24 protein-coding genes and 1 other annotated feature are annotated in these 23,560 nt (G+C 32.7%); of the genes, 22 read left to right on the plus strand and 2 right to left on the minus strand.

Going from position 1 to position 23,560, the window contains the following annotated elements; genetic code table 11:
- On the plus strand, positions 1–447 hold the full coding sequence (gene dtd, locus AC1RPV_RS02095) for a D-aminoacyl-tRNA deacylase (protein WP_481761364.1): 447 nt from the start codon (positions 1–3) through the stop codon (positions 445–447).
- 63 nt (positions 448–510) lie between these two features.
- Entirely contained in the window at positions 511–1,134 is a 624-nt protein-coding gene (locus tag AC1RPV_RS02100; protein ID WP_481761363.1) for an HAD-IA family hydrolase, read from the plus strand.
- Between the two features lie 23 nt (positions 1,135–1,157).
- On the opposite strand, the gene AC1RPV_RS02105 is transcribed toward AC1RPV_RS02100, so the two are convergent.
- Positions 1,158–2,015 carry an N-acetylmuramoyl-L-alanine amidase family protein gene (locus AC1RPV_RS02105; protein WP_481761362.1) on the minus strand — a complete coding sequence of 286 codons (858 nt, stop codon included), beginning with the start codon at positions 2,013–2,015 and terminating at the stop codon, positions 1,158–1,160.
- A 149-nt stretch (positions 2,016–2,164) separates the two neighbouring features.
- Positions 2,165–2,352, plus strand: a binding site (T-box leader).
- Positions 2,353–2,407: 55 nt separating this feature from the next.
- On the opposite strand from AC1RPV_RS02105, the gene hisS reads away from it, so the two are divergent.
- The 20 genes from hisS to pepT all read left to right on the plus strand — a co-directional run bounded on the left by hisS (position 2,408) and on the right by pepT (position 23,153).
- A complete protein-coding gene (hisS, locus tag AC1RPV_RS02110; protein ID WP_481761361.1) occupies positions 2,408–3,721 on the plus strand; it encodes a histidine--tRNA ligase in 1,314 nt (437 codons plus the stop codon).
- A complete protein-coding gene (gene aspS, locus AC1RPV_RS02115; RefSeq protein ID WP_481761360.1) occupies positions 3,718–5,487 on the plus strand; it encodes an aspartate--tRNA ligase in 1,770 nt (589 codons plus the stop codon). Before hisS ends, aspS begins: the two co-directional genes overlap by 4 nt.
- A gap of 110 nt (positions 5,488–5,597) precedes the next feature.
- Positions 5,598–6,119, plus strand: a complete 522-nt coding sequence (gene msrA, locus AC1RPV_RS02120) for a peptide-methionine (S)-S-oxide reductase MsrA (RefSeq protein ID WP_409022479.1) — start codon at positions 5,598–5,600, stop codon at positions 6,117–6,119.
- 149 nt (positions 6,120–6,268) lie between these two features.
- Complete coding sequence (locus tag AC1RPV_RS02125) at positions 6,269–7,144, plus strand: YitT family protein (protein WP_409022480.1); 876 nt, start codon at positions 6,269–6,271, stop codon at positions 7,142–7,144.
- A 207-nt stretch (positions 7,145–7,351) separates the two neighbouring features.
- Positions 7,352–8,344, plus strand: coding sequence for a CDP-glycerol glycerophosphotransferase family protein (locus AC1RPV_RS02130; protein WP_481761359.1), 993 nt, complete (start codon positions 7,352–7,354; stop codon positions 8,342–8,344).
- Between the two features lie 18 nt (positions 8,345–8,362).
- Complete coding sequence (locus AC1RPV_RS02135; RefSeq protein WP_409022482.1) at positions 8,363–9,172, plus strand: ABC transporter permease; 810 nt, start codon at positions 8,363–8,365, stop codon at positions 9,170–9,172.
- Positions 9,173–9,277: 105 nt separating this feature from the next.
- The gene (locus tag AC1RPV_RS02140) at positions 9,278–10,168 is read left to right on the plus strand and encodes a deoxyribonuclease IV (protein ID WP_409022483.1); all 891 of its coding nucleotides are present in this window, start codon (positions 9,278–9,280) and stop codon (positions 10,166–10,168) included.
- 198 nt (positions 10,169–10,366) lie between these two features.
- Positions 10,367–10,555, plus strand: coding sequence for a 30S ribosomal protein S21 (rpsU, locus tag AC1RPV_RS02145; RefSeq protein WP_057973588.1), 189 nt, complete (start codon positions 10,367–10,369; stop codon positions 10,553–10,555).
- A gap of 17 nt (positions 10,556–10,572) precedes the next feature.
- Positions 10,573–11,016, plus strand: coding sequence for a GatB/YqeY domain-containing protein (locus AC1RPV_RS02150; protein ID WP_409022484.1), 444 nt, complete (start codon positions 10,573–10,575; stop codon positions 11,014–11,016).
- 107 nt (positions 11,017–11,123) lie between these two features.
- Complete coding sequence (ybeY, locus tag AC1RPV_RS02155) at positions 11,124–11,609, plus strand: rRNA maturation RNase YbeY (RefSeq protein WP_409022485.1); 486 nt, start codon at positions 11,124–11,126, stop codon at positions 11,607–11,609.
- Positions 11,587–11,991, plus strand: coding sequence for a diacylglycerol kinase family protein (locus AC1RPV_RS02160; RefSeq protein WP_409022486.1), 405 nt, complete (start codon positions 11,587–11,589; stop codon positions 11,989–11,991). Before ybeY ends, AC1RPV_RS02160 begins: the two co-directional genes overlap by 23 nt.
- Before the next feature lie 43 nt (positions 11,992–12,034).
- Positions 12,035–12,940: a GTPase Era gene (gene era / locus AC1RPV_RS02165; RefSeq protein ID WP_409022487.1), complete on the plus strand. Its 906-nt coding sequence runs from the start codon at positions 12,035–12,037 to the stop codon at positions 12,938–12,940.
- Between the two features lie 64 nt (positions 12,941–13,004).
- Positions 13,005–13,796: a DNA repair protein RecO gene (recO, locus tag AC1RPV_RS02170; RefSeq protein ID WP_481761411.1), complete on the plus strand. Its 792-nt coding sequence runs from the start codon at positions 13,005–13,007 to the stop codon at positions 13,794–13,796.
- Positions 13,797–14,066: 270 nt separating this feature from the next.
- Entirely contained in the window at positions 14,067–14,984 is a 918-nt protein-coding gene (gene glyQ / locus AC1RPV_RS02175) for a glycine--tRNA ligase subunit alpha (RefSeq protein ID WP_409022489.1), read from the plus strand.
- Position 14,985: 1 nt separating this feature from the next.
- Positions 14,986–17,061 (plus strand): glycine--tRNA ligase subunit beta, encoded by a 2,076-nt coding sequence (glyS, locus tag AC1RPV_RS02180; RefSeq protein WP_481761358.1) that lies wholly within the window; start codon positions 14,986–14,988, stop codon positions 17,059–17,061.
- Between the two features lie 192 nt (positions 17,062–17,253).
- Positions 17,254–19,104, plus strand: a complete 1,851-nt coding sequence (gene dnaG / locus AC1RPV_RS02185) for a DNA primase (RefSeq protein ID WP_481761357.1) — start codon at positions 17,254–17,256, stop codon at positions 19,102–19,104.
- A gap of 14 nt (positions 19,105–19,118) precedes the next feature.
- Positions 19,119–20,258 carry an RNA polymerase sigma factor RpoD gene (rpoD, locus tag AC1RPV_RS02190; protein WP_409022492.1) on the plus strand — a complete coding sequence of 380 codons (1,140 nt, stop codon included), beginning with the start codon at positions 19,119–19,121 and terminating at the stop codon, positions 20,256–20,258.
- Between the two features lie 97 nt (positions 20,259–20,355).
- Positions 20,356–21,051: a tRNA (adenine(22)-N(1))-methyltransferase gene (locus tag AC1RPV_RS02195; protein ID WP_481761356.1), complete on the plus strand. Its 696-nt coding sequence runs from the start codon at positions 20,356–20,358 to the stop codon at positions 21,049–21,051.
- Positions 21,048–21,845, plus strand: a complete 798-nt coding sequence (locus tag AC1RPV_RS02200) for a Nif3-like dinuclear metal center hexameric protein (RefSeq protein ID WP_481761355.1) — start codon at positions 21,048–21,050, stop codon at positions 21,843–21,845. The genes AC1RPV_RS02195 and AC1RPV_RS02200 overlap by 4 nt, the downstream gene beginning before the upstream one ends.
- Positions 21,846–21,902: 57 nt before the next feature.
- Complete coding sequence (pepT, locus tag AC1RPV_RS02205) at positions 21,903–23,153, plus strand: peptidase T (RefSeq protein WP_481761354.1); 1,251 nt, start codon at positions 21,903–21,905, stop codon at positions 23,151–23,153.
- A 120-nt stretch (positions 23,154–23,273) separates the two neighbouring features.
- On the opposite strand, the gene AC1RPV_RS02210 is transcribed toward pepT, so the two are convergent.
- Positions 23,274–23,462, minus strand: coding sequence for a YjzD family protein (locus AC1RPV_RS02210; protein ID WP_409022496.1), 189 nt, complete (start codon positions 23,460–23,462; stop codon positions 23,274–23,276).
- Positions 23,463–23,560: the final 98 nt, after the last annotated feature.

The following is a 23,560-nucleotide window of genomic DNA, read 5'->3' on the forward strand; positions in this document are numbered from 1 at the left end:
GTGAAAATTGTTGTTCAACGTGTTAAAAAGGCTAGTGTTTCGGTAAATGGTCAGGTATTAAATCAGATTAATGTAGGATATCTTTTATTGGTGGGATTTAAGACGGGTGATACATCTACTGAGATAGATTATATGGTAAAAAAAATCTCTAATTCCAGATTATTTGAAGATGATATGGGAAAAATGAATTTAAGTATTCAAGAAATAAATGGAGAAATTCTATCTGTTTCACAATTTACTTTGTACGCGTCAACAAAAAAAGGGAATAGACCAAGCTTTACAGATTCTGAAGAACCTAATTTAGCTGAGGAACATTATGATGAATTTAATCAAAAATTGGCTGAAATAGTAACTATTGTTAAACCAGGTCAATTTGGAGCAGATATGGATGTTGAACTTATAAATGATGGACCAGTAACAATTATTTTTGATACAGAGAAAAAATAAAGGATGTATTAGAATCAACTCTAATACATCTTTTTGGTGTAAAGAATATTTGGAGGGTATAAAATGATAAATAATTATTTTTGGGACTTTGATGGGACGCTTTTTGATACTTATCCTGAGATGGTTAAGGCATTTCAAGAAGCGTTACGTTTACAAAATGTAATTGCGACTAGAACAGAAATTTATAAAATTATGCGAGAAAAATCTGTTAGACAAGCAATTCAAATTTATCAAGAAACAAATTTGAATTTAGATGTTGAACAATTGAGGGTAAGCTATGATGATTTAGAAAGACAGAGTCAAAAAAATGCAAAATTATTTCCTGGTGCAAAAGAAGTTTGTAAATGGGTGGTTGATAATGGTGGACAAAACTTTTTATTAACCCATAGGGATCAAAGCGCAATTGATATGCTTAGGGAAACAAATATTATTCATTTGTTTTCAGATTTTGTTACTTCAGATCAAAAATTTCCAAGGAAACCTAATCCAGCGTCACTTAATTATCTTGCAGAAAAAAATGCAGTTGATTACCAGAAAGCAGCAATGATTGGTGATCGGGAGTTGGATATTGCTGCAGGGCATAATGCAGGTATGAAGGGATATTTATTTGATTTTGATCAAATGATTTCAACAGTTGAAAAACCAGATAAGCGTGTATTGAAATTAATTGATTTAATACAAAAATAAGACAATGATAGTTAAGCATTGTCTTATTTATTTTGGATATAATTTGTTAAACCTTCAACGACTGATTTTGCTGTTTTTTCTTGAAAGCTGCTACTTTGGATTAACTTAAAGTCATATTTTGTATTAATGTACCCTAATTCTAGTAAGACGGATGGTTGTGTATTATCTCTTAGAACAAGAAAATCGCCAAATTCCGTTCCACGATTATCAAGACCGGTATCGTTTAATTCGGCATTTATTGAATTTGCAAGTGCTAAATCAGCTGTCTTATTATAGTAGTAACTTGTTAAACCAGTTGCTTCATCATCATTAGGCGATGAATCAAAATGGAAACTAATAAATGCATCTGCATTATTTGATTCTGCAAGTTTAGCGCGTGGGGCTAAATCTACATACGAATCAGAGTCTCGTGTTAAAATCACATTGGCGCCACGTTTCTTAAGAAGATAAGCTACTTTTTTTACAATTTGAAGCGTGTAGATTTTTTCTTGTTTATCTTTGATTGAAAGTGCACCTGAATCGTTACCGCCATGTCCGGGATCTAAAACAATCGTTGCTTCAGATAATTTAGTCACTTTGGCATTTTTTTTAGAAAGAATCCAGTTTGCTACCCAACCTTTTTTAGTATTTGGCAAACTTACGTATGACCAATTATTTTTTTCTCGAATAATTGTAATACGCTCACCTTTCTTAAGAGTGTCTAACACTTTATTTGACGTACTTGGTCCGGTACGTACATTAATATTGTCAGATGTAACAACGGTTTCTTTTAAATAAGTTGTCGTTTTTACAATACCTAAACATAGGGTACAAAAAATGATGATTAATAAAATGACTCTTGGCCAGTTTATGCTGAATCCATGTTTTCTATTTGTTGACATTTATGTACTCCTTTAACTATAGATATTGAATCTAAATATTAGTATACCAAATATTTGTTCAATAGTAAGAATCAAATTTAATAATATTGTAAGTTAAGCTGTACTTGACTTTAGAGAGTTACTCGAGTAACTTTATAATTAATAAAATATTAAAACCGATGAAAAAGAAATTAGGTTAGTTAAATTGTATAGAGAGTGAATAATTTGCTGAAATATTCACCATTTTTGCTAACCGAAAGACACTTTTGAGGTGCGTGTGGTTAAATCACATGTCGTTTAAGTTGCGTTAAGCTATTAGTAAAAAATTAAGGTGGTACCGTGCAAAAGCACCCTTGTCGTATTTAGATGAGGGTGCTTTTTTGTATATAATGCCACAAATAGGAGGATTTATAATGAAATTTCAACGTCCCAAAGGAACAGCAGATATAATCCCAGCAGATTCAAAAAAATGGCAATATATTGAAGAAACCGCTAGAAATATATTCTCAAGTTACCAATATGATGAAATTAGAACACCACTTTTTGAACATTTTGAGGTTTTTTCAAGAACTTCAGGTGATACTTCTGATATTGTAACTAAAGAAATGTATGATTTTAAAGATAAAGGTGACCGCCATATAACACTTCGTCCTGAAGGAACAGCTGGAGTTGTTAGAGCGTATGTTGAAAATAAACTTTATGGCCCAGAAATTCAAAAGCCATTTAAAACGTATTATATTGGACCAATGTTTCGTTATGAAAGACCTCAATCTGGACGCTTACGTCAATTTCATCAAATTGGAGTTGAAGCCTTTGGGGTTGATAATCCAACACTTGATGTTGAAGTTATGGCAATGGCAATTGATTTCTTATCAAAATTTGGATTAACAAATTTAAAATTAGCTATTAATACTTTGGGAGATAATGATAGTCGTGATAATTATCGTGACGCATTAGTTGCATATTTACGTCCCTTCGCTGATCAATTAAGTGATGATTCAAAAGCACGTTTAGAAAAAAATCCACTACGCGTTTTGGATAGTAAAGATAAAGGTGATCAAGAAATTGTTAAAAATGCACCATCAATTCTAGATTACCTTAGTGAAGAGTCACAGGCTCATTTTAACCAAGTAAAAGTGTTACTTGATGCATTGGAAATTCCATATGAAGTTGATTCAACAATGGTTCGTGGACTTGATTATTATAACCATACCATTTTCGAAATTATGTCTGATTCAAAAGCATTTGGTGGGAAATTTACGACCATTTGTGCTGGTGGACGATATAATGGCCTTGTTGAGCAATTAGGTGGTCCTGAAACACCAGGGATTGGTTTTGGCTTGGGGATTGAAAGATTATTATTAGTTCTTGAAGCTGAAGATGCAAAATTACCCGTTGAACAAAGTTTAGATGTTTATGTTGTTGGTATTGGTGAAGAAACGAATACTGAAACACTAAAACTCGTGCAATCAATGCGTAAGGCAGGTTATTCAATTGAAAGAGATTATTTAAATCGTAAACCAAAAGGTCAATTTAAATCTGCTAATCGTATGAATGCTCATTTTGTTATGACTTTAGGTGAGAGCGAACTAGAAACACAAACTTTGAATTTTAAAAATATGAAAACAAGTCAAGAAATTATATTAAAATTAGAAGATGTATATACTGATTTTTCGAAAGTATATGAAAAGGCATTAAAATTAGAAATGGAGGCTGATGGAGAATGAAAAGAACAACATACAATGGTTTAGTTGATGAAACTTTTATTGGTCAAACAGTTACATTAAAGGGATGGGTACAAAAAAGACGCGATTTAGGAAATTTAATTTTTATTGATTTACGTGATCGTGAGGGCATTGTTCAACTGGTTTTTAGTCAAGAATTTGATTCCGAAGCTTTAAAGATTGCTGAAGAGTTACGTAATGAATTTGTTGTTGAGGTTGCAGGAAAAGTGACACAACGGGATGCTAAAGCAATCAACCCAAGAATGAAAACGGGTAAGATTGAAGTTGAAGTTCATAATGCAGTTATTTTGAATAAAGCAAAAACACCGCCATTTGAAATACAAGATGATATTAATGTTGTAGATGATACAAGATTAAAATATCGTTATTTAGACTTACGTCGTCCTGAAATGCAAAAATCATTAATGATTCGTAGCCGTATTACACAATCTGTTCACAGCTACTTAGATAATCAAAATTTTATTGATATTGAAACACCATATTTAACAAAATCAACACCTGAAGGGGCTCGTGACTATCTTGTACCTTCCCGTGTCTATCCTGGGCATTTTTATGCATTACCACAATCACCTCAATTATTTAAGCAATTATTGATGAATGCCGGATTTGATCGTTACTACCAAATTGCTCGTTGTTTTAGAGACGAAGATTTGCGTGGTGACCGTCAACCTGAATTTACGCAAATAGATTTAGAAACATCATTTATGTCTGCTGAAGAAATTCAAGATTTAACAGAAGGTTTATTAAAACGTGTAATGAAAGATACTTTAAATATTGACCTCGAATTACCATTACAACGTATGACTTGGAATGAATCAATGGCAAGATATGGTTCTGAAAAACCGGATATTAGATTTGATATGGAATTAAAAGATATGTCTGCTGCAGTTAAAGATATTGATTTTAAAGTATTTACTAATACTTTAAACAATGGTGGACTTGTTAATGCTATTGCGATTCCTGGTGGTGCCGATAAGTATTCACGCAAAGCGATTGATGCTAAAACGGCTTATATTGAACGTTTTGGTGCTAAAGGGTTAGCTTGGGTAAAAGTAACTGAAGAAGGATTTAGTGGCCCAATTGCTAAATTTTTAAATGACCATGTTGATGCAATTAAAGAAGCTGCTGGTGCAAATGTCGGAGATTTAATTTTGTTTGTTGCTGACAAAGCAAGTGTTGTTCGTGCATCATTAGGTTACTTACGTAATGATATTGCCAAAGAGATGGATATGATTGATGAAAATAGATTCGCCTTCCTTTGGGTTGTTGATTGGCCATTATTTGAATACAGTGAAGACTTTGACAAATTTATTGCTGCGCATCATCCTTTTACTATGCCAAATGAAGAAGATATTCATTTACTTGATGAAAATCCACATGAAGCACATGCACAAAGTTATGATATTATTTTGAATGGTTATGAATTGGGTGGTGGGTCAATCCGTATTCATAAACGCGATATTCAAGAAAAAATGTTTAAGGCTTTAGGATTTACTAAAGAAAGTGCGGAAGAACAATTTGGATTTTTCCTAGATGCACTTGATTATGGATTCCCACCACATGGTGGATTGGCTATTGGGTTAGACAGATTTGCTATGTTATTGGCAAAGAAAGATAACATTCGCGAAGTTATCGCGTTCCCTAAAAATTCAAAAGCATCAGAGCCATTGACGAATGCGCCTAGTCTAGTTGCAAGTAAGCAATTAGATGAATTATCGTTAAAAGTTGAAGAAAATAAATTAAAATAGACGTTTAAAAGACTAATGATTAAACTCATTAGTCTTTTTTAGGCATAAAAATATCAATATTATGTTAAGTGATTTATTATTATCATATATTAAGAGGGGGAATGATGATAATGAGTGAAAAAGCAATATTCGCTGGTGGTTGTTTTTGGTGCATGGTTGAACCGTTTGAAGAACAAGCAGGAATTTTAAATGTCGTATCTGGATATACAGGAGGACACACTAAAAATCCAACATATGAAGATGTTGTATCTGAAACAACGGGGCATACTGAGGCAGTTGAGATAACATTTGACCCTAAAAAAATTAATTACGCTCAGCTTGTTGAGATATATTGGCAACAAACAGATCCAACTGATGCGATGGGGCAATTTCAAGATAGGGGTAGTTCATATCGCCCAGTGATTTATACACTAAATGATGAGCAAAGAAAAATTGCGGAAACTTCAAGACAACTATTGATTGATAGTCATAGATTCAAAGAACCAATTGTTACAACTATAGAAGATGCAGGTCCATTTTATGCTGCTGAGGATTATCATCAAGAGTTTTATAAAAAGAATCCAAGAAGATTTGCTATGGAAGAAAACGGTGGACGGAATCAATTTAAACAATCTGTCTGGAAATCTAAATAAGTTAAAAGAGTCTTTTCGAATGAATTTTGAAAAGACTCTTTTTGTATAGATTAAGATTTACTTGATAAGTAAATGTCTAACTGTATCTGACCGTAATGAATGGTATAATATTCGTAACTTGTTAAAATGAAATGTGAGGTTTTTTGATCATGGACGATCTGCAACAAATTTTTAAGAAACATTCATACGCGGCCAAAGCTTCAACAGCATTTATATATGCGATATTAGTTTCGGTTGCGATGAACTTTTTTTGGACACCAGGAAAAATATATGCCTCTGGTATTACGGGGTTAGCGCAATTAGTAGCAACCCTCCTTAGTCGATATGCACCATTTCAAATATCGACTGCGTTACTCTTATTTCTTTTAAATGTACCAATGTTCATTTTGGCTTGGAATAAAATTGGTCACCGTTTTACTGTGTTTACTTTTCTAGCAGTTGTATTTTCAAGTATTATGATCAAAGCAATTACGCCAGTAACGTTAACAACGGATCCTATTATTTGCGCGATATTTGGTGGAGCTGTTAATGGATTTGGTACTGGATTAGCGCTTAGAAATGGAATTTCAACTGGTGGATTAGATATTATTGGCTTAACAATTAAAAAGAAAACAGGTAAAAGTATTGGAACTATTAATATTATTTTTAATGCTTTTATTGTTCTAGCAGCCGGTTTTATTTATGGTTGGCCATATGCTTTTTATTCTGCATTGGGATTATTTGTTAATGCTAGAGTCATGGATATGGTTTATACAAGACAACAAAAAATGCAAGTTATGATTGTGACGAGTCGTCCTAAGAGTGTGATTGATTCAATACAAAATCATATGCGTCGTGGAATCACAATTGTTAACGATGTTGAGGGTGCTTATCATCATGATGATAAGACACTTTTAATTACCGTTATTTCGAGATATGAACAAAATGAATTACATGATGCAATGGAAGAGTCAGACCCGGTCGCATTTGTTAGTATCTCAGAAAACGTTCAGATATGGGGACGTTTTTATGAGCAAGCATTATAAATAAAACTAAAGGATTAATAAGTTATGCAAATTAAAAAGATAATCTACTTATTTCTCATCAGACTATTTTCGTTACTGAATTTCTCTAAAAAAAGTACTAATATCAGCTATTTAATGAGTTTCGGTGGTAATAGTGACTTCATTCGGAAATTAAATCAAAGATGTTTAGATAATAATCAACATTTAATCATTTTTTATCGACCTTCTATGAAGTTAGAAATTAAGAATATCGAAGACTTAAATATTGAAACCAAAATATTTACTGAAAATATTTCTTTCGTATTAAATTTAATCCCTCTGATTTCTAAGAGTAACTTAATTTTTGTCGATAATTATTTTGCTTTTTTAGCCACAATGCATACAAAAAAAACAACCAAAATTGTTCAACTTTGGCATGCAAATGGGGCAATTAAATCGTTTGGTTGGGATGAGCCTAAGACAGCTGATCGATCAGCTGAAGATAAAAAACGATTTCAATCTGTCTATAATCAATTTGATGATTTTATTGTAGCGTCAGCTAAAATGGGGTCAGTATTTAAGAAAAGTTATCATGTTTCTGATAATCACATTTTAGAACTTGGATACCCTGCTACAGATAAATTTAAAGATAGCAATTGGATAAAATTAACAAAAAAAAATATTTTTAGTAGCCACCCAGACTTAATTAAGAAAAAAATCATTTTATACGCACCAACATATAGAGAAGATATAAATGGGGAAGTTATATTAGAAATACCAGATGATTTTTCTAATATTCAAGAATTATTAAATGATGAAACTAAGTTAATTATTAAATTACATCCGCATTTAAAGGACAAAGAGCTTGCCTTTAAAAAATTATTATCTAAGAATAATGATATTTTATGGGTGGATGAATACACAACTGGAGAATTGTTGGTCATCACAAATTGTTTAATTACAGATTATTCATCGGTTATTTTTGATTTCAGTTTATTGCCAAACGCTGAACGAGTTTTATTCTATTGTTTTGATTTAAAGAATTATGAAAGTAGTATTGGGATTCAATCGGATTTTAATAACTGGGTACCAGGACCGATTGTGCAAACAATGAGTGAACTAGTTGCTACTTATAAAGAATTCAAAAATAGTGATAGACAATTAGCAACATTTAATTTATTATGGAATACATCTAATGATGGGCATGCGACAGAGCGTGTTCTAGATTATTATTTTACTTAAATAAGGAGCGTCAATACATTGAAAAAAGTTATTTCAATTATAAAAGAACAATTTGAAAATTTACCAATTATATTTCGAGTTTCAAAATATGAAGATCGAGCAAGTTACCAAAGTCATTATTTAGGAATTGCATGGGAGTTTTTAAACCCAATGATTCAAATTGGTATTTACTATCTTGTTTTCGGTGTTGCCTTGCACGCTGGACAACAGATAGATGGGGTTAATTATTTTGCTTGGATGATGGTGGGTATCGCCCCATGGTTGTTTATGAATTCTAGTGTACTTGGTATGTCTCGTAGTGTTTATGAAAAAGTTGGATTAGTTGCTAAAATGAAATTTCCAGTTAGCGTACTACCAACAATTCGTATGGTCAGTCAAATGACTGCGTATTGGGTTATGTTCGGTTTTAGTATTATTGTTTTATTATTATCAGGTGTAACGCCCACTTTGTATTGGTTACAGTACATTTATTATTTTATCTGTATGATTGCATTTTTATTTGCTTTCGGTATTTTTAATTCAACCATCTCAATTTTAGCTCGTGATTACTATATAGCACTCCAATCGATTATGAGGGTTTTATTTTACATGTCAGGTATTTTATTCAATTTAAATTCTGGTAGTTTTCCTAAAGTTTTTGTTAGAATTCTACAAATAAATCCGTTTAACTATTTAGTCGCAGGGTTTAGAGAAACTTTCTTGAGCGAAGGTTGGTTTTTTAATAATCCAACACAACTATTACTATTTTGGTCAATCACATTAATGTTCCTCTTAATAGGATCACATTTACACTATAAATTTAGAGCTCATTTTGTTGATTTAATTTAAATATAAAAGATTTAGAAAACTTCCTGTCAGGTGAGTATTCTAAATCTTTTTTTATAATCAATGTTATAATACAATCAAGTTAAAATGCGAAAAGGGGTAAGGATAATGTTGATAGGATCACATGTTAGTATGAAGGGAAAAGATATGTTACTTGGTTCCGCCGAAGAGGCTTCGAATAATGGAGCAAGTACATTTATGATTTATACGGGAGCACCTCAAAATACAAGGCGAAAAGATATTTCAGAGATGAATATTCCAAAAGGTAAAGCCTTTATGGTGGAACATGGATTAAGTGATATAGTTGTTCATGCCCCTTATATTATCAATTTAGGAAATACAGTTAAACCAGAGAATTTTACATTTGCAATCAATTTTTTGAAAGCTGAAATAGATAGGGCCGAAGCATTAGGTGCTACTCAAATGACTCTCCATCCTGGTGCTCATGTAGGTGCGGGAGATGAAGCTGCAATTAAACATATCATTGAAGGATTAAACGAAGTTTTGACTTCAGACCAAAAAATTCAAATTGCTATTGAAACAATGGCGGGCAAGGGTACAGAGGTTGGACGAACATTTGAACAGATTGCACAAATGATTGATGGTGTGAAGTTGAATGATAAATTATCTGTTACGTTTGATACATGTCATACTAGTGATGCTGGATATAATATTAAAGATGACTTTGAATCTGTTATAGAAAAGTTTGATGATATTATTGGAATTGATCGATTGAAAGTCTTTCATATTAACGATTCAAAAAATGTTCAAGGAAGTCATAAAGATAGACATGCTAATATTGGCTTTGGTGAAATTGGGTTTGATGCATTAAATAGTATTGTACATGACGAAAGATTTAGTAAGGTACCTAAAATATTAGAAACACCATATGTAGGTGTAGATAAAAAAAATCAACAATCACCATATCAAAAAGAAATTTTGATGTTTAAAGAAAATACCTTTAATCCTAATCTATTAACGGAACTTGGGTTAAATTAAAGCTGTTTATTGATTTAGATCAATTGATTTATGCTTAATTTGTTAAAAAAAAGTATATTTTTTGTATTATCTCAAATATTTTATAAAAGATTTATTGACGGCGATAAAGACTTTAGTTATAATGAACAAGGACAGTTCGACGATGCAACTTAATGCATAAAAAGACGGTTACATTCAAGCTCGGAGGGAGGGATATCTATGTCAAAGACAGTCGTACGTAAAAACGAATCTCTCGATGATGCTCTTCGTCGCTTTAAACGTTCCGTTTCTAAAACAGGTACATTACAAGAATACCGTAAACGCGAATTCTATGAAAAGCCAAGTGTGAAACGTAAGAAGAAATCCGAAGCAGCAAGAAAGCGTAAAACAACTAAGAAACGCTTCTAGTCTAGGGAGGAATCACGTTGAGTCTATTAGAAACACTTAATAACGATTTAAAACAAGCGATGAAAGCAAAAGACAAACAAACTTTAAGTACTGTAAGAATGCTTAAAGCAGCTGTTACAAACGAAGAAATTAAAGCAGGTCATGATTTATCAGTTGATGATGAAACTGTTTTATTGGCTCGCGAGTTAAAACAACGCAAAGAATCTTATGCAGAATTCAAAGATGCCGGTCGAGATGATCTTTTAGAAAATCTTGATATGGAAATAAAAATTGTCGAAAAATATTTACCTGAACAATTATCAGCTGAAGAAGTTACTGATGTCGTGAAAGAAGTTATTTCACAAGTTGGTGCAACATCAAAAGCTGATTTTGGAAAAGTCATGGGTGCGGTTATTCCTAAACTTAAGGGACGCGCTGATGGTAAGGTTATAAGTGAGACAGTTAAATCATTATTAAATTAGCGAAAAAGGAATTACAATTCAACTTGAATTGTAGTTCCTTTTTTTTTATGCTATTATTTGAGTTGAGTAACTTTGGGACATATAAAACGAATTTAAAGAGGGTTATTATGGATTTAGAAATTTTTGACCACACTAAGGCAGAACCAGAAAAAAATATAACATTAATTAAAGAAATTCTTAATTTTGCGGGTAAGAAAATAAAATTACCTGATGAAACAGAAATGTCAGTTACTTTAATGAATAATGAAGAAATTCACAAAATTAATCGTGAATATCGAAATGTAGATAGACCAACTGACGTCATCAGCTTCGCAATCGAAGAAGATGGAGATGATATGCCAATTATTTTTCCTGATGATGAAGGTATGGATATGCCTGAAATTGCTAAAAATATCGGTGATATCATGATTTCAACTGAAAAAGTTGCTGAACAAGCAGTTGATTATGGTCATTCTTATGAACGTGAATTGGGATTTTTGACAGTCCATGGGTTCTTACACCTAAATGGTTACGATCATATGGAACCTGAAGATGAAAAAGAAATGTTTGGATTACAAACAGAGATATTAGATGCTTATGGCCTTAAACGATAAGCGCCAAGTTAAAAAAAATCGAACATTTTTGTTGTCACTAGGACATTCTCTAGATGGCCTTGTTACGGTTTTTAAAGAAGAAAGAAATATGAAAAAACATGTAGCCATGATGATACTAGTATCTATTTGTGCGGCAATTTTTCAAATTTCTGAAACAGAGTGGCTATGGCTAGCTCTTAGCATTAGTATGGTTATTATTAATGAAGTTTGGAACACAGTTATAGAGAATCTGGTTGATCTGACAACTGGTCATAAATATAATGAGATTGCAAAAAAAGTTAAAGATATGTCAGCTGCTGCTGTCTTACTTTCGGCACTATTTGCGATGATTGTTGGATGTCTTATTTTTATCCCACAACTGTTAGAATTAGTTTTTGATTAGTCAATTATAATAAAAGGTACATAAATAAGAGGAGAATTAATTAATGCAAAATAAAAAGTTTCATTCAGGATTTGTGGCAATTTTAGGACGACCAAATGTTGGAAAATCAACATTTTTAAACAATGTTATGGGTCAAAAAATTGCTATTATGAGTGATAAGGCACAAACGACCAGAAATAAAATTCAAGGTATTTATACAACAGATGATGCACAAATTGTCTTTATTGATACACCTGGTGTTCATAAACCAAAGAGTCGTTTAGGTGATTTTATGGTCAAATCAGCACTTTCAACACTTGGTGAAGTTGATGCTATTTTATTTATGGTTAATGCAACAGAAAAACGTGGACCAGGAGATAATTTTATTATTGATCGATTAAAAGATACTAAGAAACCAATTTATTTGGTTATTAATAAAATTGACCAAATTCACCCTGATGAAATATTAGCTATTGTGGAAACGTATCGAGAATCTTTGGACTATAAAGAAGTTTTCCCAATTTCAGCACTTAAAGGAAATAACGTCGATGAGCTTGTTGATTCATTAATTAGTGAATTACCTGAAGGACCCCAGTTTTACCCAGAAGATCAAATTACAGATCATCCAGAACGTTTTGTTATGGGTGAACTAATTCGTGAAAAAGTTTTACAATTAACACGAGAAGAAGTTCCTCACTCAGTTGCCGTTTTGGTTGAAGATATAAAAAAAGAGGACGAAGAAAAATTGCACATTTCTGCAACAATTATCGTTGAACGTCCAACGCAAAAAGGTATTATTATTGGTAAAGGTGGTAAAATGTTAAAAGATATCGGTGTTAAAGCTAGAAAAGATATCGAAACGATGCTTGGTGATCGCGTTTATTTGGAACTTTGGGTTAAAGTTCAAAAAAATTGGCGAGATAAACAGACTGATTTAAAAGCATTTGGTTACCGTGAAGATGACTATTAAGAAGTAACTAATGATCGGAACAAGATAATTTTTGTTCCGATTTTTATTTGCTCATGGAAAGGGGATGCATAGTATCGTTCAGAATAATGCAGATTTTGAAGGGATTTTACTTTATCGTAAAGAATATAAAGAACGTGATCTTTTAGTGAAATTTTTAACCGATCGTTATGGTAAAAAAATGTTTTTTATTAAAGGTGCTAGAAAACGAGGATTCAAATTATCTGCTGCTTTACTACCATTTACAATCGGAACTTACAGTGGGAGTATAAATGACAACGGATTATCATTTATTAATACTGCTAAAGAGTTTGAACAATTTCAAACGATTTCACAGGATATAATCAGTAATGCTTATACCATTTATATTTTTAGTTTAATTGATGCTGCATTCAAAGATAACGAACCCATCTCTGTTTGGTACCGAAAAGTTGTGACAGCAATTCGATTGATTAACGAAGAATTTGATCCAGAAATTATTACAAATATTATTGAAATTCAGCTATTAACAGTTTTTGGTGTACAGCCTCAATTGCAGGTCTGTGCAGTTGGTGGCGAAACGCAGGGAGAATTTGATTATTCAGAATCTTACGGTGGGCTACTGTGTTCTAAACATTGGTATCTTGATAATAATCGACTTCATGCTACTCAAAAAACAATTTTTTATTTGAGACAATTTTCTGTAGTGAATCTTGATAAATTAAATTCAATCAAGGTTGCTGAGAGTACCAAAAAGGAATTACGTCGTATTATTGATGTTATTTATGATAATAGTGTTGGATTAAATTTGAAAAGTAAAAAATTTATCGATGGAATCAGTTCTTGGCCAGTCTCATTAAAGAAAAATACTGAAATATAATTGACAAATACTTATTTCTAAACTATGATTATAGAGAAATAAATAGCGGGATTATGATGAAAAAGGGTAAGAATAGTTATTAAAGCGAACTTAGGATTAGTGCAAGCTAAGTAATTAATTATTTTTATTGGCATTTTCGGAGTCCTTTGTTAATGAAGCTGCTGGTTGAATTGAACCAGAAGTAGGGTGGAACCGCGATATTAAAATCGTCCCTATGTGGTCTATAAGACTGCATAGGTTTTTTTGTGCTTAAAAATAAGGAGGAATACTATGTCAAAAAAGTTAGCTGTTCAAGATATTATTATGACATTACAAAAATTCTGGGCTGATCAGGGTTGTATGTTAATGGAGGCTTATGATACAGAAAAAGGTGCTGGAACTATGAGCCCTTACACATTTTTACGTGCAATTGGACCAGAACCATGGAATGCTGCATACGTTGAACCTTCAAGACGTCCTGCAGATGGTCGTTATGGCGAAAATCCCAATCGTTTGTACCAACATCATCAATTTCAAGTTGTGATGAAACCATCTCCTGCAAATATTCAAGATTTATATTTGGATAGTTTGCGTGCATTAGGTATTGATCCAGCTGAACATGATATTCGATTTGTTGAAGACAACTGGGAAAACCCATCAATGGGTTGTGCTGGTGTTGGCTGGGAAGTTTGGCTTGATGGTATGGAAGTTACACAATTTACTTATTTCCAACAGGTTGGTGGATTAGAGGTACATCCCGTCACTAGTGAAGTTACTTATGGTTTAGAGCGCCTTTCTTCATATATTCAAGATGTTGAGAGTGTTTATGATCTTGAATGGGCTGATGGGGTCATGTACGGCGACATATTTAAAGAACCAGAATATGAAAATTCTAAATATTCATTTGAAGAAAGCAATCAAGAAATGTTATTTAATTTGTTTGATGTATATGAAACAGAAGCCAAAAAACAGATTGCCAATGGGTTAGTTCATCCGGCATACGATTATGTTTTAAAATGTAGTCATACATTTAATTTATTAGATGCTCGAGGAGCCGTTTCTGTTACTGAACGTGCTGGATATTTAGCAAGAATTAGAAATATGGCTAAATCAATTGCTAAAGTTTTCGTACAGGAGCGTAAAAAATTAGGCTACCCATTACTAAAAGATGAAAAACTTCGTAGTAAATTATTAAAGGAGGATAAATAAGATGACACATTCCTTTTTATTAGAAATTGGGTTAGAAGAAATTCCTGCTCATGTTGTTACACCTAGCCAAAATCAATTGGCTAAACGTGTAGGTGACTTTTTAACAGAGCAACGGTTATCATTTGACGAAATAAAGGCATTCTCAACACCCAGACGTTTAGCTGTTGAAGTGACTGGTTTGGCTGATAAACAAGCAGATATTCAAGAAGAAGCTAAAGGACCTGCAAAGAAAATTGCCATGGATGATGAAGGAAATTGGTCTAATGCTGCAAAAGGCTTTGTCCGTGGACAAGGAGTAACAACAGACGATATAACGTTTAAAGAATTAAAAGGCGTTGAGTATGTCTATGTAAATAAATTTATCGCTGGTAAATCTGCCAAAGATATTTTGGTTCAGATTAAAGATGTGATTGAAGCGATGACATTCCCAACAATGATGCACTGGGCAAATTATGACTTTAAATATGTTAGACCAATTCGTTGGATAGTTGCGTTACTTGATAGTGACGTTATTCCATTCAGTATTTTAAATATTAAATCTGGCCGCCAAACGCAAGGCCATCGTTTTTTAGGAGAAGCTGTAGATTTAGCCTCAGTAACAGAGTATGTTAAAAAATTAGAAGAACAATATGTAATCGTTGATTCTAATAGACGAAAAGAAATGATTAGAACACAAATTACTAATCTTGAAAATAATCAAGACTGGCATATTATTCTTGATGAGGATCTTTTGGAAGAAGTTAACAATTTAGTTGAATATCCAACAGTATTTTCTGGTCATTTTGATAAGAAATATTTAGATATTCCTGATGTTGTTCTAATGACTTCAATGAAAGACCATCAAAGATTCTTTTATGTGCGTGGCCAAAACGATGAAATCTTACCAATGTTCGTCTCAGTTCGTAATGGGACAGAAGCTAACATTGCTAACGTCGAAGCAGGCAATGAAAAGGTTCTTACAGCACGATTGGAAGATGCTGCATTTTTCTACCAAGAAGATCAAAAACAAACGATTAATGATTATGTAGAGCGATTAAAAAATGTCACATTCCATGATAAAATTGGATCAATGTCTGAAAAAATGGAACGTGTTCAATTAATGGCACAAATCATTGGTAAACGCCTTGGCTTAAATGACCATGAATTATCTCTTTTACAAAGAACAAGTGAAATTTATAAATTTGATTTGGTAACAGGGATGGTTGGAGAATTTTCTGAACTTCAAGGAATTATGGGTGAGAAATATGCCTTGCTAATGGGCGAAAATCCAACTGTTGCACAAGCAATTTCTGAACACTATATGCCAATTAGTGCTGATGGCGAACTACCTAAATCAAAAATTGGTGCAGTTTTAGCAATTGCTGATAAGTTGGACAGCATGTCAAGTTTCTTCTCAGTTGGATTAATTCCAACTGGATCAAATGATCCCTATGCACTTCGTCGTCAAGCGTTTGGGATAGTTAGAATTGTTGAAGATCGTCAGTGGCATTTTTCACCACTTGAGGTACTGAACGATATTAAGGAATTGGCAACGATACATCCAGATTTATTTACCAAGATGACTGTTGGCGAAAATGATAAAGATATTTTAAGTTTTGTTAATGATCGTATGAAGCAATGGCTTTCAAATAAAAACGTCAGTTATGATGTAATTGAAAGTGTTGTTGAAAGTACAGATGCAGATTTATTAGTTATGTCAGAGGCCGCTGTAACCTTAGAAAATCATAAAAATGATAAGGATTTCAAGGAGACCGTTGAAGCAATCAATCGTGTATTAAAGCTAGCAGATAAAAATGAGGCAACTAATCTAGTTGTTGAACAAGTATTATTAGATAATACTGCTGAAAAAGATTTATTTGAACGAGTTGAAATAATCCAAAGTCAGTTGGCAGATTTAACGTCAGAGAAGTTATATACTACATTAAGCGAGATTCGTCCGCTAATTGAAAATTATTTTGACCAGACAATGGTTATGGTTGATGATACAAAAATTAAAAATAATCGCTTAAATCAATTGAGTTTAATTGCTAAGATGAGTTCAAAATTAGGTAATTTAAGTAAATTAAATATTAAGTAATATAAAAATGAGAATTTATCTGTGAAGATAAATTCCTTTTTTGTTTGGTAATAGAATCAGAATAGTCATATTTGACAAAAGTGTCTATTACTTGAAGCTAATAATTGTATTTATGTCAAATAAATGCTATTATTATGGGTACTCAAAATATAGGTAACTTCGTATCGTTAGTTTTGGAGGTGAGTAGTTGGAATGAGAATACCCGAAAACGTAATTGAACAGGTGCGAACTAGTGTGAATATTACTGATATCATTAGTCAGTATGTCGGATTAAAAAAATCTGGTAGTAATTTTATGGGTTTATGTCCATTTCATGAAGAAAAAACGCCTTCATTTTCTGTAAGCGAAGAGAAACAAATTTTTCACTGTTTTAGCTGTGGAAGAGGTGGGAATGTTTTTAAGTTCTTAATTGAGCTAGAGGGACTTAGCTTTCCAGAATCTGTCAATAAAGTTGCAGAATTTTCAGGAATGGATATCGATAGTAAATATTCTGAATCTCAGTCAGCAAGGACACAAGAATCAACTGAAAATCGTCAGTTAAAGCAAATTCATGATGACGGTGCTAAATTATATCAACACATTTTAATGAATACAGAAATGGGTCAAAAGGCATTAGATTACCTGCATAATCGTGGTATAACGGATGAAATTATCAAAACTTTCCAAATTGGATTTGCGCCTGGGAAATCGGTCTTACAAGATTTTTTTAAGGAAAAGAAAGTAGACTATCAATTATTAAGGCAGTCTGGACTATTTATTGAAAATCAAACAGGTGATTTGCGTGAACGATTTATTGATCGAGTGATGTTTCCGATTAGAAATCAAAATGGTCAAGTTGTTGCCTTTTCAGGTCGTCTGCTTGAAAAAAATAAAGAATTACCTAAATATTTAAACAGTCCTGAAACGCCTATTTTTAATAAAAGAGAGATTCTATTTAATTACGATTTGGCAAAAAAAGAAATTCGGACAGAAGGAAATGTTATTTTGTTCGAAGGATTTATGGATGTTTTAGCAGCATACCGCTCTGGAGTTAAAAATGGTGTCGCCTCTATGGGAACAAGTTTAACAAATGAACAAATTTATTTGTTAGAACGTTCAACATCACAATTAAATATTTGTTATGATGGGGATGAACCCGGGCAAAATGCAACAAATCGTGCTTTGAACCTGCTAGCGAATCAGACAAAAATGAAAGTTGGCGTGCTAGCCATTCCTAACGGTATGGATCCTGATGAGTTTGTTAAAAAAAATGGTAAAGAAGCGTTTCTGGAGTTAGCTCACTCTGCTCGAGAGACGGTTATTTCATTCAAAATGAATTTTTTGAAACGAAATAAAAACTTAAAAAATGAAAGTGAGCAAATTGATTATATTGATCAAGTACTACAAGTTTTAACTACAATTAAAACGCCGTTTGAGCAAGATATTTATATTAATCAGTTGGCAGATGAATTTAAAATTGATAAAGGAATTCTAAGACAACAGTTAATTGATTTAGTTGCCGTTCAACCAAAAGTAGTGCAACAAGTTAATCAAGTTCCAAGGGTTCGAACAGATGAACCACCTGTAGAAAATCGCTCAGAGGTCATGAGCGATGAAAAAATTGATCGTGTTGAAAGAGCTGAAAGATTATTGCTTTATCGTATATTACATGATCATACAGCTTGGCTGAAAATTCGATCAATTGATGATTTTAGTTTTGTTCATGATAGTTATCAGTTAATATATACGTTAGCTGAAGGCTATTTAGAATTACATGAGCAATATGAAATTGCTAGTTTTTTAGATTACTTGCCAGAAGAGTCTTCAAAGAGATTTTTAATGCAAATAGAGCTGATGACAGTTGCAGAAGAGTCTTCAGAGGATGAATTTGATGATTGTGTGTCCGTCATTATGAATGATTCGCCGATGGAACAATCAATTAATCAAGTTCGATCAGATCTTATGGAAGCAAATCGTCTTGGCAATACAGAACTAACCAATGAATTATCAGTTAAGTTAATTGCATTATATCAAAAACAACAAGTACCACGAACATCCATCTAAGGGAGGAATTATTAATGGTAAAAAAAGTAGAAAAAGTTGAAGAATCAGAATTTGACGAAAAAGGCTTTAAAAAAGCACAAACGAAGTTGATCAAGGAATATAAAGTAAAAAAAGAAATTAAGTATGATAATTTAACAGATGAACTAGCAACACCATTCCATTTAGATGCTGATCGTATGGATAAATTACTTCAAAAAGTCGCAGATGCTGGTATTGCTGTTGTTGATGAAGAGGGAAACCCAAGTGAACATAGTTTAAAAGCAGCTGAAAAAGTTACAAAGAAAGCTTTAAAAGACACATCAGCACCAACTGGAATAAAAATTAATGACCCAGTTAGAATGTATTTGAAAGAAATTGGTCGTGTTAACCTTTTAAAAGCTGAAGAAGAAGTTGCTTTAGCATTAAAAATTGAAGAAGGCGACGAAGAAGCAAAACAAAAATTGGCAGAAGCTAATTTACGTTTAGTTGTTTCAATTGCTAAACGTTACGTTGGTCGTGGAATGCAATTTCTTGATTTAATTCAAGAGGGTAACATGGGATTAATGAAGGCTGTTGAGAAATTTGATTATCGTAAAGGATTTAAATTCTCAACATATGCGACATGGTGGATTAGACAAGCAATTACACGTGCTATTGCTGATCAAGCACGTACAATTAGAATTCCAGTTCATATGGTTGAAACAATTAATAAATTAATCAGAATTCAACGCCAATTATTACAAGAACTTGTTCGCGAACCAATTCCTGAAGAAATTGGTGCTGAAATGGATATGCCAGCTATGCCAGCCGAAAAAGTTCGTGAAATTTTAAAAATTGCTCAAGAACCTGTTTCATTAGAGACACCAATTGGTGAAGAAGATGATTCACATTTAGGTGATTTTATTGAAGATCAAGATGCAACTAGTCCAGCTGACCATGCGGCTTATGAACTCTTGAAGGAGCAACTAGAAAATGTTCTTGATACATTAACAGATCGTGAAGAAAATGTTCTGCGTTTAAGATTCGGTCTTGATGATGGTCGCACAAGAACACTTGAAGAAGTTGGTAAAGTGTTTGGAGTGACACGTGAACGTATTCGTCAAATTGAAGCTAAAGCATTACGTAAACTACGCCATCCATCTCGTTCAAAACAATTAAAAGATTTCTTAGAATAAAAAATTTAAGGACCATTATAAAACGAAACCTGTTTTATAATGGTCCTTTTTTAGTTATAATAAGAAAAGATAAGATACGAAAGAAGAGGATCAAGAAATGGATGCACGACATTTATCAGATCGATTAGTTCGAGTTGCAAAATTTGTACCAAAAAATGCACGATTGGCCGATATTGGATCGGATCATGCTTACTTACCTGCGTATTTAGCTATTAATAAAATTATTTCATATGCTGTTGCTGGAGAAGTAGCTAAAGGGCCTTATGAAAATGCCGTAACAGAAATTAATACAGAACGATTAGACCACATGATAATGCCAAGATTAGCTAATGGGTTAAAGGCAATTAAATTAGACGATAATATTGATACTATCACAATTGCCGGAATGGGTGGCCCTTTAATAAAGGATATATTTACTGCCGATTTAGAAAAATTAACGGGTGTCCGTCGTTTAATTATTCAACCTAATGTTGGACAAAAATTAATAAGAGAATGGTTAATGGATCATTCATATCAAATTATTGATGAAGATATTGTCGAAGACGACCATCATGTCTATGAAATTATTGTTGCTGAGAAAGTTAACACTAAAATGAGCTACTCGATATTAGATTTAAAGTATGGACCTAAATTAAGAATTGAGCAAAGCGATGTATTCAAAGCTAAATGGCACAAGCAAATGGAAAAAAAGCGTAAAGTTTTAAAAAATTTTGAGGCAGCAAATAAAGTTCCTATTGATAAAAAAAGGATATTAGAAGTTGATATCAAAGAAATTGAGGAGATGCTGGGATGACAAAAATTATTGATTTAGTCAATCAATTCGAAGTATTTGCTCCAAAAAGTATGGCTGAAATTGGTGATCCAGTAGGCCTACAATTAGGTGATATTAATAATACTGTTACTAAAGTAATGACAACTTTAGATGTTCGTCCAGAAGTTGTCCAAGAAGCAATTAATAAAAATGTAGATTTTATTTTCGCACATCATCCATTAATATTTAGACCGGCAAAAAATTTGGATACTACGAATCCTCAAAATAAAATGTATGCCGATTTATTGAGTCATAATATAACAGTGTATGCAGCTCATACTAATTTAGACAATGTTACAGGTGGGATGAATGATTGGTTAGCGAGTCGTTTAAAATTACAAGAAACAATCCCGTTAGTGCATACAAATAGTTCAGATTATGGAATGGGTCGAATCGGAAATTTAACTAGTCCTATGACTGTTATTGAATTTTCTGAATATTGTAAGAAGCAATTTAACATAAGTGGATTAAGACTGATTTCTAATGATTTGACGCAATCAATTAAGCGTGTTGCAGTTCTAGGTGGTGATGGTGGTAAATTTTATCATGAGGCAATTAAGCAGCAGGCGGATGTTTACGTAACAGGAGATGTCTACTACCACACGGCTCATGACATGTTAGCAGAAGGGTTGTCAGTTATTGATCCGGGCCATCATGTTGAAAGTATCTGTAAAGCACAATTGAAACGGTTATTTGGAGAATGGAATCTAGAAAATAATTGGCAAATTGAGATTATTGAATCAGATATTAATACAGATCCATTTCAGTTTATTTAATTTTAAAATTAGAGTATGATTAGAGATATTAAATAATAGATTAGGAGATACGCTATCATGACAAAATATGAAGAATTAATTCCACGTTTTATTAAGTATGTTAAAGTAGAAACTCGTTCTGATGAAAATTCAGGGGTAACTCCTTCAACGCAAACTCAAGTTGAATTTGCGAAAGAATTAAAGGAAGAACTTTTACAAATTGGATTAAAGGATGCACGTATTTCTAAAAAAAGTGGGTATGTTTTAGCAACATTACCAAGTAATTTAGAAGCTGGTAAAAACGTTAAAGCGGTTGGTTTTATTTCACATATGGATACAGCTGCATTTACAGCAGAGGGTGTTAACCCCCAATTCGTTGAAAATTATGATGGCGAATCTGATATTAATCTTGACGATGATGGTAAATTTAAACTAACTATTAAAGAATTTCCAAATTTAAAAAATTATAAAGGCAATACATTAATTACAACAGATGGTTCAACACTATTAGGATCAGATGATAAATCGGGAGTAGCTGAAATTATTACTGCTGTAGCTTATTTAGTTGCACATCCTGAAATTAAGCATGGTGACATTAAAGTTGGTATTGGACCTGATGAGGAAATTGGGGTAGGTGCTGATAAATTTGACGTAGCCGATTTTGGAGCTGATTTAGCTTACACTGTTGATGGTGGACCATTAGGTGAATTAGAATATGAAACATTTAATGCTGCTCAAGCAGTCGTTTCAATTCAAGGTAAGGAAGTTCATCCTGCAACTGCTAAAGGTGTTTTAATTAATGCAAGTAAGTTAGCAAATCAATTTGACTCATTATTACCACAAGATGAAGTACCTGAAAAAACTGAAGGCCGCGAAGGTTTTTACCATTTAATTTCAGTAGAAGGTACAGTTGATGAAGCAAAAATGGTATATATTATTCGTGATCATGATCGCCAAAAATTCGAAGATCGCAAAAAGTATATGATGGGTATTGCTGATAAAATGAATGCTGATTTTGATTCTGAACGTGTGACAATTGATATGGTAGATCAATATTACAATATGCGTGAAGTAATCGAGAAGGATATGACTGTTGTGACTGTTGCTAAAGAAGCTATGGAAAATTTAGCAATTAAACCGGATATCTATCCAGTACGTGGTGGGACAGATGGTTCAAAAATCTCATTCATGGGATTACCAACACCAAATATATTTGCTGGAGCAGAAAATATGCATGCGCGATTTGAATTTGTTTCAGTTGAAACAATGGAAAAAGCAACGGATGTTGTTCTAGAAATTATAAAATTAGTATCTGAAGAAACAAAATAGGTATTATTAAATAGTGTGGATGAGTTAAACTAGAGGACATATTGAGACCTTTCTTTCTCAAATTTTTCCTTATAGTCTTATAAAGCCAAAAAAAAGATAAACTAATTAGTTTATCTTTTTTTATTTATCTGATTTAGGATCTTTGAGAATGGCGTAGAGGCAATTTACGACAATTAAGCCGGTAACTGCAAAAATAATACCGATTAACAAAACTGGTGCAAACAATGTACCAGTTAGTGAGCTTACGATATAACCAATTACTTCACCAAAAATGAAGCCCCAAAAGAGAATTGTTAATTGTTTCATCATAGAACAGCACCTCACATTCAAAGCTAATTTTAGCACAAATAATTATTTTTGCAAAAGCTTTTTAGTGTCTATTGGGTATTGTTAAAAAGTTTTGTATA

The organism is Dellaglioa sp. CoH-55-MRSF-9, from assembly GCF_056782155.1.

What these genes read in the sequence shown, in the direction of transcription:
- AC1RPV_RS02100 (WP_481761363.1), top strand. Translation starts at nt 511, where the DNA reads ATGATAAATAATTATTTTTGGGACTTTGATGGGACGCTTTTTGATACT.
- AC1RPV_RS02105 (WP_481761362.1), bottom strand. Translation starts at nt 2,015, where the DNA reads ATGTCAACAAATAGAAAACATGGATTCAGCATAAACTGGCCAAGAGTC.
- hisS (WP_481761361.1), top strand. Translation starts at nt 2,408, where the DNA reads ATGAAATTTCAACGTCCCAAAGGAACAGCAGATATAATCCCAGCAGAT.
- aspS (WP_481761360.1), top strand. Translation starts at nt 3,718, where the DNA reads ATGAAAAGAACAACATACAATGGTTTAGTTGATGAAACTTTTATTGGT.
- msrA (WP_409022479.1), top strand. Translation starts at nt 5,598, where the DNA reads ATGAGTGAAAAAGCAATATTCGCTGGTGGTTGTTTTTGGTGCATGGTT.
- AC1RPV_RS02125 (WP_409022480.1), top strand. Translation starts at nt 6,269, where the DNA reads ATGGACGATCTGCAACAAATTTTTAAGAAACATTCATACGCGGCCAAA.
- AC1RPV_RS02130 (WP_481761359.1), top strand. Translation starts at nt 7,352, where the DNA reads ATGAAGTTAGAAATTAAGAATATCGAAGACTTAAATATTGAAACCAAA.
- AC1RPV_RS02140 (WP_409022483.1), top strand. Translation starts at nt 9,278, where the DNA reads ATGTTGATAGGATCACATGTTAGTATGAAGGGAAAAGATATGTTACTT.
- rpsU (WP_057973588.1), top strand. Translation starts at nt 10,367, where the DNA reads ATGTCAAAGACAGTCGTACGTAAAAACGAATCTCTCGATGATGCTCTT.
- ybeY (WP_409022485.1), top strand. Translation starts at nt 11,124, where the DNA reads ATGGATTTAGAAATTTTTGACCACACTAAGGCAGAACCAGAAAAAAAT.
- AC1RPV_RS02160 (WP_409022486.1), top strand. Translation starts at nt 11,587, where the DNA reads ATGCTTATGGCCTTAAACGATAAGCGCCAAGTTAAAAAAAATCGAACA.
- era (WP_409022487.1), top strand. Translation starts at nt 12,035, where the DNA reads ATGCAAAATAAAAAGTTTCATTCAGGATTTGTGGCAATTTTAGGACGA.
- recO (WP_481761411.1), top strand. Translation starts at nt 13,005, where the DNA reads ATGCATAGTATCGTTCAGAATAATGCAGATTTTGAAGGGATTTTACTT.
- glyQ (WP_409022489.1), top strand. Translation starts at nt 14,067, where the DNA reads ATGTCAAAAAAGTTAGCTGTTCAAGATATTATTATGACATTACAAAAA.
- glyS (WP_481761358.1), top strand. Translation starts at nt 14,986, where the DNA reads ATGACACATTCCTTTTTATTAGAAATTGGGTTAGAAGAAATTCCTGCT.
- dnaG (WP_481761357.1), top strand. Translation starts at nt 17,254, where the DNA reads ATGAGAATACCCGAAAACGTAATTGAACAGGTGCGAACTAGTGTGAAT.
- rpoD (WP_409022492.1), top strand. Translation starts at nt 19,119, where the DNA reads ATGGTAAAAAAAGTAGAAAAAGTTGAAGAATCAGAATTTGACGAAAAA.
- AC1RPV_RS02195 (WP_481761356.1), top strand. Translation starts at nt 20,356, where the DNA reads ATGGATGCACGACATTTATCAGATCGATTAGTTCGAGTTGCAAAATTT.
- AC1RPV_RS02200 (WP_481761355.1), top strand. Translation starts at nt 21,048, where the DNA reads ATGACAAAAATTATTGATTTAGTCAATCAATTCGAAGTATTTGCTCCA.
- pepT (WP_481761354.1), top strand. Translation starts at nt 21,903, where the DNA reads ATGACAAAATATGAAGAATTAATTCCACGTTTTATTAAGTATGTTAAA.
- AC1RPV_RS02210 (WP_409022496.1), bottom strand. Translation starts at nt 23,462, where the DNA reads ATGATGAAACAATTAACAATTCTCTTTTGGGGCTTCATTTTTGGTGAA.